This is a genomic window from Leptospira congkakensis (genome assembly GCF_004770265.1).
GTDB classification, from domain to species: domain Bacteria; phylum Spirochaetota; class Leptospiria; order Leptospirales; family Leptospiraceae; genus Leptospira_A; species Leptospira_A congkakensis.
The window spans coordinates 508849-522908 of the sequence record NZ_RQGQ01000016.1; the positions used below are offsets into that span (position 1 = coordinate 508849).

At 38.1% G+C, this 14060-nt stretch carries 13 protein-coding genes; 8 read left to right on the top strand and 5 right to left on the bottom strand.

Translation table 11 applies throughout. From position 1 onward, the window contains the following. From EHQ70_RS12715 to EHQ70_RS12730, 4 genes are all read right to left on the bottom strand, one after another. Positions 1 to 504: a chemotaxis protein CheW gene (locus EHQ70_RS12715; RefSeq protein WP_135586953.1), complete on the bottom strand. Its 504-nt coding sequence runs from the start codon at positions 502 to 504 to the stop codon at positions 1 to 3. Between the two features lie 9 nt (positions 505 to 513). Next, positions 514 to 2262 (bottom strand): HAMP domain-containing methyl-accepting chemotaxis protein, encoded by a 1749-nt coding sequence (locus EHQ70_RS12720; protein WP_135586955.1) that lies wholly within the window; start codon positions 2260 to 2262, stop codon positions 514 to 516. Positions 2263 to 2362: 100 nt separating this feature from the next. Beyond that, a complete protein-coding gene (locus EHQ70_RS12725; protein ID WP_135586957.1) occupies positions 2363 to 3691 on the bottom strand; it encodes a hypothetical protein in 1329 nt (442 codons plus the stop codon). Beyond that, positions 3651 to 4676, bottom strand: coding sequence for a hypothetical protein (locus EHQ70_RS12730; RefSeq protein ID WP_135586959.1), 1026 nt, complete (start codon positions 4674 to 4676; stop codon positions 3651 to 3653). Before EHQ70_RS12730 ends, EHQ70_RS12725 begins: the two co-directional genes overlap by 41 nt. A 19-nt stretch (positions 4677 to 4695) precedes the next feature. On the opposite strand from EHQ70_RS12730, the gene EHQ70_RS12735 reads away from it, so the two are divergent. From EHQ70_RS12735 to EHQ70_RS12770, 8 genes are all read left to right on the top strand, one after another. Further along, positions 4696 to 5037: a hypothetical protein gene (locus EHQ70_RS12735; protein WP_135586962.1), complete on the top strand. Its 342-nt coding sequence runs from the start codon at positions 4696 to 4698 to the stop codon at positions 5035 to 5037. Continuing rightward, positions 5038 to 6405 carry a PP2C family protein-serine/threonine phosphatase gene (locus EHQ70_RS12740; protein ID WP_135586963.1) on the top strand — a complete coding sequence of 456 codons (1368 nt, stop codon included), beginning with the start codon at positions 5038 to 5040 and terminating at the stop codon, positions 6403 to 6405. Between the two features lie 5 nt (positions 6406 to 6410). Continuing rightward, complete coding sequence (locus EHQ70_RS12745; protein WP_425270040.1) at positions 6411 to 7187, top strand: enoyl-CoA hydratase-related protein; 777 nt, start codon at positions 6411 to 6413, stop codon at positions 7185 to 7187. A gap of 3 nt (positions 7188 to 7190) precedes the next feature. Further along, positions 7191 to 7655 (top strand): DUF192 domain-containing protein, encoded by a 465-nt coding sequence (locus EHQ70_RS12750; RefSeq protein WP_135586965.1) that lies wholly within the window; start codon positions 7191 to 7193, stop codon positions 7653 to 7655. 51 nt (positions 7656 to 7706) lie between these two features. Next, positions 7707 to 10220, top strand: coding sequence for a glycogen/starch/alpha-glucan phosphorylase (locus EHQ70_RS12755; protein WP_135586966.1), 2514 nt, complete (start codon positions 7707 to 7709; stop codon positions 10218 to 10220). A 49-nt stretch (positions 10221 to 10269) separates the two neighbouring features. Continuing rightward, positions 10270 to 10740, top strand: coding sequence for a response regulator (locus EHQ70_RS12760; protein ID WP_135586967.1), 471 nt, complete (start codon positions 10270 to 10272; stop codon positions 10738 to 10740). A gap of 112 nt (positions 10741 to 10852) precedes the next feature. Further along, positions 10853 to 11800 carry a HEAT repeat domain-containing protein gene (locus EHQ70_RS12765; RefSeq protein WP_244288332.1) on the top strand — a complete coding sequence of 316 codons (948 nt, stop codon included), beginning with the start codon at positions 10853 to 10855 and terminating at the stop codon, positions 11798 to 11800. Beyond that, entirely contained in the window at positions 11797 to 12294 is a 498-nt protein-coding gene (locus EHQ70_RS12770; RefSeq protein WP_135586968.1) for an LIC_11959 family protein, read from the top strand. The genes EHQ70_RS12765 and EHQ70_RS12770 overlap by 4 nt, the downstream gene beginning before the upstream one ends. Here EHQ70_RS12770 and EHQ70_RS12775 read toward each other — a convergent pair. Beyond that, positions 12291 to 13853 carry a hypothetical protein gene (locus EHQ70_RS12775; protein WP_135586969.1) on the bottom strand — a complete coding sequence of 521 codons (1563 nt, stop codon included), beginning with the start codon at positions 13851 to 13853 and terminating at the stop codon, positions 12291 to 12293. The two genes, EHQ70_RS12770 and EHQ70_RS12775, sit on opposite strands and share 4 nt — an antisense overlap. Positions 13854 to 14060: the final 207 nt, after the last annotated feature.

The window sequence follows — 14060 nt, forward strand, 5'->3', positions numbered from 1 at the left end:
TTAACTTCCCGGAATGTCCTTAATTAAATGGGTTTCTTCTTGTGTGAGTAATCTTTGTAAGTTAATTAAAATTTTGACACTTTCACCCACGCGACCAGTAGCGTAAATGAATCTGGATGATCTTGACTCACCAATTTTTGGTGCTAAGTCTATGTTTTCTACAGGGATTTTGACAACATCATTTACTTTATCTACAATTAACCCCAGAGGTAATCCATCTAGTTCCACCAAGAGAGCACAAGTTCTATCATGATAAGCTTTGAATGGGAAATCAAAACGCAATCGAACATCCATTACCGGGATGATTTTTCCTCGGATGTTGATGACTCCTCGTAAAAATGGAGCTGTTCCTGGAATGGTTGTAATTGCAGGTAAAGCTAGTATCTCTGTTAGGTGGCGAACTTCGAAAGCGTAGTCTCTATCTTCAAGACTAAAACAAAGATACAAATCTTTCATGGTATCTTCGTCTGCATTCAAATCCCATGACTTTAGTGTCTGGCTCATAATCTGACCTTACAATACGATTCTTGGTTTTTCGACTCTTGCGAGGGCTGTGGATTTTGTACCTTCCTCTTTGAGTTTAAATCCCATGATGACGGATCGCATGATTTCCACTTGGCGTTTTAAGGTTTCACTTGATGCAGCAACTTCTTCTGCTGATGCTGCTGTTGTGGAAGTAACGGTGGTTACTTGGTCAATCCCTTGTGTGATTTGTAATACTGCTGACTTTTGTTCATGGATAGAAAGAGCTAGGTCTTTTGTGAGAGCACTTACATTGTCTGCACTTTCTGAAATTTGTCCAAGAACTTCCGCCGTTTTTTCTGTTGCTTCGTTTCCTAATTTTACTTTTTTCATGGATGATTCAATGAGAAGAGTGGTTTCGTCGGCTGCATTGGCACTTTTTTGGGCTAAATTTCTTACTTCTTCAGCAACAACAGCAAATCCCTTTCCATGTTGACCTGCTCTTGCTGCTTCCACGGCTGCATTGAGAGCTAGGATATTGGTTTGGAAAGCAATGTCATTTATGACTTTGTTGATTTTTGAAATTTGGTCAAAGGAACTACTAATTTCTCCCATGGCAGAAACTAGATCTTTCATTTTAGAATTACCTTCTATTGCTTGTTTTGCGGTGGACTCTGAAAATTCAGTCATTCTTTCTGCATTTTCAGCATTTGCTAAAAAGCTATTACTGATTTCTGTAAGTGTGGCTGAAATTTCCTCTACGGCGCTTGCCTGTTCGCTTGCGGCTTCTGAAAGAGAAGTGCTGGCATCTGCTAATTGTTGTGCACCTAAATCCACCTCTTGCGAAGTGAAAAATAATTTTTCAACTACGTCAGACAAATTGATTAACATTCTTCGAAGGCTTAGTCCCAGTTGATCCCTTTCTGATTTGAGTGTAACATCTGCACTTAAATCAGAATTAGCAATTCGTTCTAAATGTTCGGCACGTTCTTTGATAAAAGATACCAGCTCCATAAATGCTTGTGAAAGTTGTTGGATTTCGTTACCAGGTAGTGTTTTACCATTAGCAGCTCTTTTATGTTTTGTATCTAAGTCTACGTCCAAATCACCTATCGAAATAGTTTGGGCAACTTCTACAATTTTTTTCATCGGTGCCGCAATGGAATCGGAAAAGAAAATCGCAATCATGAACACAAGGATAAACGCAACAATGACAACAGAAGAAACAACAGCTAAAGAACTTTCGAACTGTGCTTCTGACTTATGATATTCTTGTTTTGCAACCTTTAATTGGACTCGAATCAAATCATCTAAGTGATGGGTGAGAGGTTCAAAGATTGGATACATGTCTACAGTTACAAATTTTTCTAACTCAACATCGTTTCTTGTTTCGAGTAACATTTTGAGTTGTTTGACACCAGTTTTGAGTGGAGGAAATTCTTTTTCCATTTGATCGATGATCGCTTTTTCTTCGGGAACTAAGTAGGTTCCTAAATATACTTTCCAAATTTCATCTGCTTTTGTTTCCGATTCACGAATGGATTCGAGAGCTTCTTCGACAGTAATTTTTTTTGCTCGAACTTTGTTTGCTGAATCAACAATTCCAATCAAATAAGCATCGGAAACTTCTTTGATCTGGCTGATTGGTACCACGCGGTCTTCAAATACGGTGTGAAGCGATGATAAAATCTGGCGAGCTGAGTAAAAACTCGCACTGGCAACAACGATCATTAAGAGGATTGTTACCATAAACGCCAAAAGTAATTTGAACCTAATTTTTAAATCATGAATCCATTTCATAGTTTTTCCCTAGAGGTGGACGGAAATATACTTCGTGTTTTCTTTTAGTCAAGCCATTCCTAATATTAAAGTATAAAAATCCGATTAGTTTAGATTGAGTTTAAAATGTTTTTGAATAGCCTAAACTAACATAGAATAAATGAGCGGGTATGTTTTGTAAGGTATATGCTTCTCTAAGCCAAGTTTTGACATAAGCATCCCTTAGGGAATTCCCAGTGTTGATTTGTTCAATCGAATTTAAAATTGAGGTATTGTACGCACCATAAATACGAGAAGGATTGGTTACTTTTCCATCTTCAGAACTACGGTTCCAATGTGCTTTGTTTGGATCTCCTCCTGCATACCCATAATAATTATTAGTATCCCATAAGTATAAGTCAGGACGAAAGATATGCGAGAATTTTATAAAAAAATCACCAAAGAAAAAGGAAGTAGAGGTTGTGATGTCTTGGATTCCGTACCGATTGTCCACGGCATTATTGCCCATAGCATATCCTAGATTGAAATGAGGCATAATTCGAAAGAATTTTTCTTCTCGGAAAGTATAAGAACCACTGAAAGAAAGATAATTTTTACCAGCAAGGAGTCCGCCATTTTCTGTAGAGTATTGTGTGTAGTACGAAATGGTTGGTTTGATTTTTTTAAAAAAAGGCAATTGCCAATGGACAAAGTATTCATGCCAAACGAGTCGACTGATTGCATTTGGATTGTTCGCATTAAATGTGTTATTCGGTCCTCCTGAAGCTGTTGGGTTTTCTTTTTGAGTTCCCGGCGAAAGTAATGAGTTTGGAGTTTTTTGAAAGGTATTATAAAACCAGATCCCAACAGCAAAATCACCCCATAAACTGGGATCAAAATGATAACTCATAGAAAAAAATAATCCATCGGATCTTTTGTTTCCATTCGGTTCTTTTTTGGGTCCGTAACCTTGGTTGGGACTGTAACCCAAACAAGGATCGGAGCCTTCGTTGCCTGTAGAAATGCGATCGTGTATGGAACGAACACAAGGGTCTTGGTCATAAGGGTCGTAAAATTTGGTTTCTTCTCCTAGGTATGATGGGCCAACACCACCAGGCCTTGATTGTAGGATACGTCTGTCAGAATCACGATCCTCTCTATTGGTGAGTTGGAAATTCCCAAAGAGCGACCATTGGAATTTTTTTTCTGGCGACCATACATTGATTGAAGGTTGGAGAGCAGGTGCATACGTAAAACTTTGATAGGCTGCACCATTCCTACGACTTTGTGCTTCTCCAACAAATGAGTTACCTCGCCAAAGGAAGTCAGATACAATTTCTGTATTGGTTTCTACTATGAGTGATTTTGTTTCTTCCGGTTTGGGTTCTGATTGAATCGGTAAAGAAAATAGTAAAATGAAAAATAAGAAACTAAGGTTTTGGATTTTTAAGAATGGTTTGGAATGTTTCACGGAACCTTCTTCCTCCTTCCTTAGTGATCGGATTTTGTAGTAATGTTTCCGAACTGCCTTTTACGGAAAGGATGACCTTATAATCTTTTTTTAATATTACAACATGTATATATTCCGCAAATGCTTCTGCATAGGTATCATCTGCATTGGTAGCCGCATAGAGAGATACAAACCCAGTGTTGGTAAGTTTTTTATAAATCGATTTACCTTCTGGAAATAAGGAAAGTGTAGGTGTTTTTTGATAGAATTTGATTTTGTTCCTTTCTGGAAAAAAAGTAACTTCGTAAGGAGAATATGTTTCGGACCACCAAATCCCATTAAAGAGAGGAAAGTTTCGAAAATCTCTTTGTTTTTCTGAAAAATCGGGAGCGTGGCCTTCCGTAATTGATAAAATATGGCCTAATTCGTGTAAGATGATGAATCGAATGGCAGATTCTTTGGAGTTACTATCGTCCAAATGAATTTGAATCGAATATTCATTAGAAGGAAGAAATGCAGTCGATTCTTTTTTAGAAGCCCAATCGTTTCCACCATCTCCTAATAAATCGGAATCTAAAAAAATAATTCCTCCTATAGCTTTGCCATCTTCATCCCTTACAATTCCAGTGAGACCAGTAGAACCCAAATTGGTCACAAAATAAATTCCATATACTAGTGAATCAAAAAGACCATTCACCTCAATAGGAAATGATTTTTGAATTTCTGCGAGTTCTAATTTCCAAGAGGACAAATCTTTGGTTGGTTTTGGTATATCATCGATTCCATCTATGGCATTGATTGCTATTAGTGTCTCCAATCGTTTTGGATCCAAAGGATAAACTCTATCTGTCCATGTTCCTTGTAAGGATGGGAGATTTTTACTTTGTAAACCAATATTGTTTTTGGCCCAATCTGCATAAGGGTTGGGAGGTAAAGAGAAGGGCTGAGGGGAACATGTCCAAAAAAGGAGAAGAAGTAAGGATATGATGTAAGGATTCGATCTCATTTGCCGATTGTATTTCTATATGAAAGGATTTCTCGGTCTATGCTTTTTTTTACCAGGGATGATTTTCGCCGAAATCAATCCTTGGAATTTGAGACCAGATGTTCGGATATTAACTAGAAAAGAAGTGTCTCATATTGTTTTGGAATCAAGGCCTGACCACTTTCGTGTCACATTGATTGTTTCTGAACGATTCCCTTACAATTATAAGGCTTTGTCCCACCCTTTTTTCTTCCGAATGGAAGATGAGAAAAAAGCCTTCGAACTTGCGAATCAAATGGACAAGTATTTGGATACTGGAAAAAGTTTCACCATCACCTTGAATGGATCGGAGATCCAAACTTTGGTATGGGGAGAACCCTGATTGACACGTTCGTTTTATTTATACTTTAAAGAAATCTTTCGTAAACCTACTAAATCAGAATGGGAAATTTTAAAATTAGTAGAAGCCCGTTATGATAAAGAATATACGTTTTATATTTTTATCACACATGTCATTGTTTATTCCTTACTCATTGCCCCCCCATTCTCAGACATACGTATGGAGGTTTTACCTTTTTTACTCGGTGTGTCGATTGCAAGACTCATTTTACTTTTACAGTTTTATACAAAGAACATTCCCATCCAGAGAGTCATTTACTTCAGTGGATTTGTTGGTGATGGATTAGTTTATGTTGTTTTTATGATGGGAATCCATTCGTTTCCATCTCTTGGGAGTTTTTATCTATTAAACTCCTATCTCATGTCTTTTATTTTCCCCATACTTTTATACAGCACAAGGCTTGATCCTAAGGCTTGTATCATAAGCGCTTCTTATTTTTCTATCTTACATATTATTTATATTTTTAACTTACCTTCCAATGTTGCAGATCAGTTTTCTTTTTTTAGTAAATACTTTTTAATTTTGGTTTATTGGGGAAGTGCAGCCCTTGGAACTGTTTTTGTTTTAAACAAAAGAAAAGATACAACAGATATGTACAATCTTTCGGAAGAAAAAAGATTTATGTTACACGAGTTGGAACTTGCAAAAAAAGTACAAGATGCACTCTTCCCCGGAAATATTAAAATTCCAAACTTGGCTTTTACTTACTATCGCAAAAGTCCAAATGTGATTGGCGGAGACTTCTTTGATTTCGTACAACTCAGGGAAGGAAACGTGGGGGTATTTTTAACAGATGTTGCGGGGCATGGAATTTCTTCTGCGATGGTTGCCTCCATCATGAAGGTACTTGTTTCTACCATTCCGTATCGTTTCAAAACCGCACCTTCCAAACTTATGGATTATTTGGATGATCGTTTGGCTCACGATTTAAACAAATACCATGCTTCGGCAATTTACCTCTTCTTTGATTTTATTGAAAAAAAATTAACCTTGGGGAATGCAGGCCACCCTTATCTCATTTTAGCAAATAAAGGCGAAGAATACCAAGAGTTAGAAACCCAAGGTGCAATCCTCGGATTTAATATCAAAATCCCACCAATCACAGAAAAAACTTTGCCCATCTCTCCTGGAGATCGTTTTTTCATTTATACGGACGGACTGATTGAATCCACAGATCCCGAAGGGAATTGCCTTGGAACAGAGGGATTACTCGCATTACTCAACCGCCATAGAGAGAGTGCCAACATCAAAGAACTCGAAATCAATCTTTTGTTTGAATTAAAATCCAAATATGGACTGGATAGTTTTTCTGATGACACCATGTTTCTGATATTGGAAGTAGAAGAATAAGGAGAATTCATTTGTCTTTTTTAGATATCCACATTAAATCCAATTTTGCCGTAGTTACCATCAAAAGGCCAGAGGCCTTAAATGCACTGAACGATGTCGTGATCACAGAAATCGGCGCCATGGTTGACGAATTGGAATCCAATTTGTCCGTTCGCGGATTCATTCTTACGGGAGAAGGGAAGGCTTTTGTTGCGGGAGCTGATATTGCTAAAATGAAAGAGTTCAATGTTCGCGAAGGACAGGCTTTTTCAGAACTTGGTCAAACGGTATTTAGAAAGTTAGAACTTTCAAATCTTATCTCCATTGCTGCGATTAATGGATTCTGTTTGGGTGGTGGGATGGAACTTGCAATGGCATGTGACATTCGTTATGCGGTTTCTTCCGCGAAGTTAGGATTACCAGAAGTGACTCTCGGTTTACTTCCAGGATTTGGTGGATCACAAAGACTTCCTAGACTGATCGGAGTGGGTCGGGCAACGGAACTAATTTTATCTGGTGATATGATTTCTGCAGACGAAGGATATAGGCTCGGAATCATCAACAAAGTCATAGACCCTGCAGAACTTTTAAACGAATCAGAAAAAACAATCACAACTATTTTATCTCGTGGACCTAACGCAATCAAGGCGGCAAAAACTGCCATTCGCCAAGGATTAGAAACCAACATGAATGGTGGTTTGGAATGGGAAAAACAACTTTTCGGTGGTAGGTTTGCCGATGAAGAAACAAAAGAAGGTCTTTCTGCTTTCCTAGAAAAAAGAAAACCAAACTTTAAAGGTTAAAATATGAAAACACGGATTGGAATTCTATTTGTTCTTTTAGCGGTTTCTTTTTGCAGACAAGCAGAATCCTTTCCGTCGCAAACAAACACTCCCGAAATTCTTTTCGGTAGTGTTGCCGATCGTGCTTTAAAATTAGAAATTGCCAACACTCCTTCGACAAGGGCTACGGGACTGATGTATCGCACCAAACTAGGAGCGGACGAAGGGATGTTATTTGTTTTTAGGCGCCCCGATTATTTAAGTTTTTGGATGAAGAATACTCTCATTCCTCTATCGATTGGTTATTTTTCAGAAGATATGCGACTTTTAGAATCATTCGATATGAAACCTAACCAAACAGAGGAAGTATACAACTCCAGAAAACCAGCAATGTATGCTTTGGAAGTCAATCAAGGTTGGTTTGCGAAACACAAAATTGGAAAGGATGCAGTTCTCACATTAGAACGAAAGGTCTCTGCCCGAGATTAAATTTTCTCTTTTTACTTGAATCTCTGAAACCCATGGTTAGTATTTTTTACCATGGTTGTCAACAATCCTCGTTTAATTACCCTTTTATCTGAAGAACAAAAAGCCGACTTGGCTTCGATGGAAAAACAATTTGCCCATCATCTGGAATATACCATTGGTAAAAACAGATTCAATTTAAAAAACGAAGATATTTACAAAGCTCTCGGACATACAATTAGAGATTTTTTAATCGATCGTTTGAATGTCACACATGAACGTTATCGGAATGAAAATCCCAAACGAGTGTTTTATTTTTCTTTAGAATTTCTGATGGGCCGCACTCTTATGAATGCCCTCATCAATCTTGGGTTATACGAAACCATTCAAGTAATGCTTCGAGGGATTGGTTTTGAGTTAACAGATGTTTTAGAATTTGAAACGGACGCGGGACTTGGAAACGGCGGCCTTGGACGACTCGCCGCTTGTTTTTTAGATTCTATGGCTACACTCAATGTTCCTGGGTTTGGATACGGAATTCGTTATGATTATGGAATTTTCAACCAAATCATTGCGAATGGAAGCCAATTGGAAATGCCCGATCATTGGGACGCTGATGGAATTCCTTACGAAGTGGTGCGTTCCGATATCTCCTTTTCTGTTGGGTTTTTTGGTCATACAGAAACTCGTGTTTCAGGTAAAGGAAAAATCCAACATGACTGGGTTCCCGATGAAACAGTTCTTGCTTCTGCTCATGATTACCCCATTCCAGGATTTAACACGAGTACGGTGAACCATCTAAGGTTATGGGCTGCCAAATCTTCAGAAGAATTCAATTTAGATTATTTTAATCACGGTGATTATATGAAAGCCGTACAAGATAAATCTATATCTGAAAATATTTCGAAAGTTTTGTATCCCAATGACACCACCGAACAAGGAAAGGTGCTAAGGCTAAAACAACAATACTTTATGGTTTGCGCCTCACTCCAAGATATACTAATTCAATACCGTGAATCCACTTCCAATTTAAAAGAATTACCCAATTTTGTTGCCATCCAATTGAACGATACTCATCCCAGCATCGGGATTGCAGAACTTATGCGAGTTTTTCTGGATATTGAAGAGATGGATTGGGACTCTGCTTGGGAGATTGTCACAAAGGTTTTTTCTTATACCAATCATACTGTTTTGCCAGAAGCTTTGGAAACCTGGAGGGTAGAACTTTTTGAAAAACTTTTACCAAGACATTTAGAAATCATTTATGAAATCAATCACCGGTTTTTAACTGAGGTTCGTAACAAAGGTGTATTGTCAGAAGAAGAAATTAGGCAAGTGAGTATCATAGAAGAAGGAAACGAAAAACGAATTCGAATGGCGAATTTGGCTGTGATTGGTTCCTACCGCGTGAATGGAGTTGCTGAGTTACATTCGGAACTCATTAAAAAAACAATATTCCAAGCCTTCACCAAAGTATTTCCTGAAAAATTTAATAACAAAACTAATGGAATCACTCCGCGCCGTTGGTTACTCCAATCAAATCCAAGTTTGGCAAATCTAATTTCCAAACGAATTGGAAACGAGTTTACAACAGACCTTTACCAATTAAAAAAATTGGAATCTTTTGTGGATGATGCGGACTTTCAAAAGGATTGGCAGATAGTAAAACAAACGGCCAAAGATGATTTGACCAAACTCATTAAAAGTGAAACAGGAATTTCTATTGATCCGAAATCTCTCATTGATGTACAAATCAAACGATTCCATGAATACAAACGCCAACTTTTGAATATCCTCCGTGTGATTGCTTTGTATCGAAGGATCAAAGAAAATCCTTCTCGCGAAGTGACACCTCGAACAGTGATTTTTGGTGGGAAAGCGGCCCCTGGTTATTATATGGCCAAACTCATCATCAAACTCATCAATAACGTAGCTTGGGTCATCAATCGTGATCCGGACGTTGCTGACAGATTGAAGGTGGTTTTTTTACCAAACTACCGTGTGAGTTTGGCCGAGAGAATCATCCCCGGAAGTAATCTATCGGAACAAATTTCGACTGCAGGTACAGAAGCATCAGGTACTAGTAACATGAAGTTTATGTTAAACGGTGCTCTCACTATTGGAACTTTGGACGGAGCCAATGTGGAAATTTTGGAAGAGGTGGGGCCGGAAAATATTTATATCTTTGGCCTTCATACAGAAGAAGTATTCCGTTTGAAAGAAGCCGGCTACCAACCCGCAGATTACATTCGCAAAAACGACGAACTCCATAGAGTGCTCCTCATGATCCGCGAGAATTTATTTTCCATGGGAGAACCTGGAATCTTTGGCCCCATCTATGATAGCCTCTATTACACAGACAATTATCTACTGATGGCCGATTTTAATGCCTATGACGAGACTCAGGAACTGGTAGCGCGAGATTATTTGAACGAAACCACTTGGACCAAAAAATCCATTTTGAATGTGGCTCGGTCTGGCAAATTTTCCTCAGACCGGACGATTCGGGAATATGCGAAAGATATCTGGAAGGTTCCCCTTCTTGACACAGTTCCACCCAAAACTATCTACAAATTGCCACAAAACTGAATCGACATAAAAGAACTAAGGTTATATTGTTCCAAGGAAAGGGTTCCAAATGAGTAAAGGTTATATTATATGTGTCGATGATGAAATATCGGTATTGGAGACGCTTGCGGAGCAACTTCTGGCTCGATTTGGTGAATCCCATATTGTAGAGACTGCCAGTAGTGCGGAAGAGGCACTTTCCCTCATCGACGAAATCATCAGTAGCAATGACATCGTAGAGTTGATTGTTTCTGACCAAGTGATGCCTGGAATGAAGGGAGATCGATTTTTGGAACAGGTGCACCACCGTGCTCCAGATGCGATCAAAATCCTTCTCACTGGCCAGGCGGGACTTGATTCCGCAATCTATGCCATTAATAACGGGGGACTCAGTCGGTATGTCGAAAAACCTTGGAACATTGAAGAACTCTCCAAAGACATCAAAGACCTACTCGATAAGTTCCGGCAGAATTTGGAAAACCAACACCTCATCCAAGCTCTCAACCGCCGCATTCTCGAATTGGAATCTGGACAACAGTAAAAAACAATTCCTGATCTTAGGGCTCATTTTTCTTTCTCTTTCTCCAATTTTTGGGAAGGAGAAAGAACTCAGTCCCGAACAAATCTCCAAAAAAAAAGAAGTCCTTTCTAAAATGGTTCGTTATGGAACGAGCCAAGAAAGAAAACAAGCGTTATATGAACTAACTCGTTTCCCAAAAGAAACTGCAGGTGAACTTTATACATTAGTGGGAGAACAATTAAAAACGGAAAAAGATATGGGGATGAAAATAGTCCTCTTAAAAACCGTTGGTGATTTGGATTTAAAAGAAAATAAAGATACCATCATTTCTCTTTTTGAAGATTCCAATGAAGATGTAACCAAACAAGCAGTCACTTCTGCAAAAAAAATGAAACTAGCAGAAGCAACAAATCCCTTACTCGAAAAAGTAAAAAAAGAAGACTTCACCAAAAATTCCAATTCACTCAGTCTTTATATCAGTACTCTTGGTGAATTGCCAGATGGTAAAGTGGCTGCCTCCTTTCTTGAAACAAAATTTCGCGAAAAGTTTAACAATGCAGATATGCGTGGGCAAATTGCGTTGTACTTCGGAGCTGTGCTTTATGCTGAAGCAGAGTCGGCGTTAATGGAAGTTGCGTTTGATGAAATCCAACCCACAACACTTAGATGTTATTCTATGAATACACTTGGGAAATTAAAATCAGATACCGCTAAACCTAAGTTATATGAATTATTGGATTCCTTAAAAAAAACTGCTGGTAAGTTGGATGCAAAAAAAGCCCAATCTTTAAAAATTTATGCCATTGGAGCTCTTGTCACCATGGGTGATAAAGAAGTATTCCAAGAACTAAATGAATTTGCTCGTGATGATGATAGTATGGTGCGGCTGCGCGCCATTGAATTTATGGGAAGTTTGAAAGATCCCAAAGCATTAGAATTATTAGAATACAAACGAGACCGAGATCCAAGCCCGAAAGTACAAAAGGCTGCTAAAAAAGCCATCGACCAAATCAACGGAAAAGAGACCGCTCCCGAAGAAGAAAAATCGACGGAAGAAAAACCAGAAGAAGAACCGAAATGAAAGGAAAAGTTTTTTTTTCTTTCTATATCTTTCTCTCGATTGTGTTTGGGATCTCACTCCATTCGGAAGAAGATGGGCGTTATACGGGACCTATATCTCGTTCGGAAAAAAGAATTTTAGATGGAAAATCTGAGTTCCAAAAATCGGGAACTTTTCCCTTAGAATGGAAATTGTTTTTTAAGGGTAAACAAGGGGATTTTGTTGTTTTTTATGATTTGAACGGTGATGAAATTCACTACCGCTACAGACGGAATAAATTCGATTTGGATGCGGAATTCTTTGTGAAGGATTTGTTTCCTGGCAATCCTTACCGAGTGAAAGGCGAATGGATTGGTTATTATTTTTATTCCGTAGATGAAAGAGGGAAACGTTCGTCTTTACCTACCCCGAAAAAGTTACCTGCTGAACCTAAGGAATTTGTCGATAGACAATCCATTCCTATTTTTAAGTTAATCGAATACATCGAAGTCCGCACGGATGATCTTCTCTATTAAAAATCAAATTTTTGTAATAATTGAAAATTGATAAATAAGATAGGATTTGGATCATTTTCTTTTTCCGAATAACTCACGTTTAATGAAATAAAAGGACTCACCCATTTGAGTTTGATGATTTCTTGTCTGTCAGTTAAGTTGATATTAAAATCTGTAGCATAGGTCCAGTTTTCAAACCAAGCTCTTGTTTTGGGTTGGCCTTCTCTAAAAATTCCACTTAACTCTAATAAATTTCCGGTTCCAATGGGGATTGCCAATTTCCCTTCCCATTGCCCTCCGTTTTCTCTGGATTCAAATCCAAAAGCCACTACTGCTTTTTCTTTTCTCCATTCATAAAATGCTGCTCGTCCAATCTCATTCCATTGGAAGTTCCCTGATTCATTGTATTCTCTATACCGATAAATTAGGTTTCCCCACTCACTTACAAAAAAAGGAAAAAATCCTGACCTTCCATTTTCATACCTATGGCCTTCTGTCGAACTTAAGAATTCAGATCCAACCAAGTGTTGAAAACTCATCCTTGAATAACCTAGGCTCTGTGGGATTTGTGGTCTCACTTCTTCGGGTGATACCATTCCATAGAGTAAGGGTGAATCTCTATACACAGTGGCATCTAGGAAAAACTTAGATTCAGGAGATTCTGACTTTAAATACACAAATCCTACGGATTCTTTTTTGTTGAATATGGATTCGGATTGGATTCTGTGTGATCCCCAATCTTTAGAATTCCAAGATTCATTGATATACAAACTAGATTTGTTATCACCGCTTGACCAGACTCCCGAATAGGATTTGTTTGGTGATACAAAATAAAGTCCAGGATGGGATGAAAATGTGGCGGCATGATAAATTCCGAATTCATATTCCTTACTATCATATAACAATCGATAACCTAGAAAATTGGAAAACAAAATGGGCTGGGGGAGGGGAGATCCTGTTCGTTCCAGTTGGGAGTAAAAGTTTGGATCTTTTGCAAAATAAAAATGGGGAATGGGTTTGTAACGGTTCCCTGAGGTGAATCGAAATTGTTGGAAAGTAAGATTTGTTCCGTAAGAAAAATTCTCATCTCGTTTTTCTAAGATCCAAATTTGACCTTTGGCTCGGCCACCAAGGAAAAGTGAGGAATGATTTTTTTCTTCTCTTGGCAAATACCGGACATCTAGGTTTTGGTAACTCATTCCAAAAAATAGTTCATAAAGTAGATCTGTTGTATTTGAGAGTGGTAGATCCTTTTTTATATTCTTTGTTTGGGATTCATTAGCAAATTTTTGATTTGTTTTAGTAGGAGATTGTGATTTGAAAGTATCCTTTCCAATAAACGTTTGTTTGTTGGTATATAAAGTAATCTGTTTTTGTTTCCAAACCTTAGAAACAAGAGCTGCATCCTTTCCTTGGAGGGACTTTTTCCACTTTAAAAAATTTTCGGGTGGTTGTTTGGCTTTTTCCTTCCAAGCGGCGGCCAAATGGGGAGGAAACCCTGCCGCTAAAAGTTCTGAAATGGAAACTTGGTCAGGCTTTTTTTCTACAGCATACAAACTCTGTACGAAACAAATCCACAAAATAACCCCAATTTTCTGCCAATCCACCAGGATGGAGGTCTGAAATTTTGTTTTTTTGCCCTCAATCCAGTTGCTTTTTTTGGAAAAGGGACATATTCTAATCCTCCCAATAAAAAAAATTACGCTTGGGTGCGGGTTTTGTCCCAGGTGAATGCTAAATTTATATATAGAAACCGATAAAAACGTGAAAAAAATATTGACTTAACT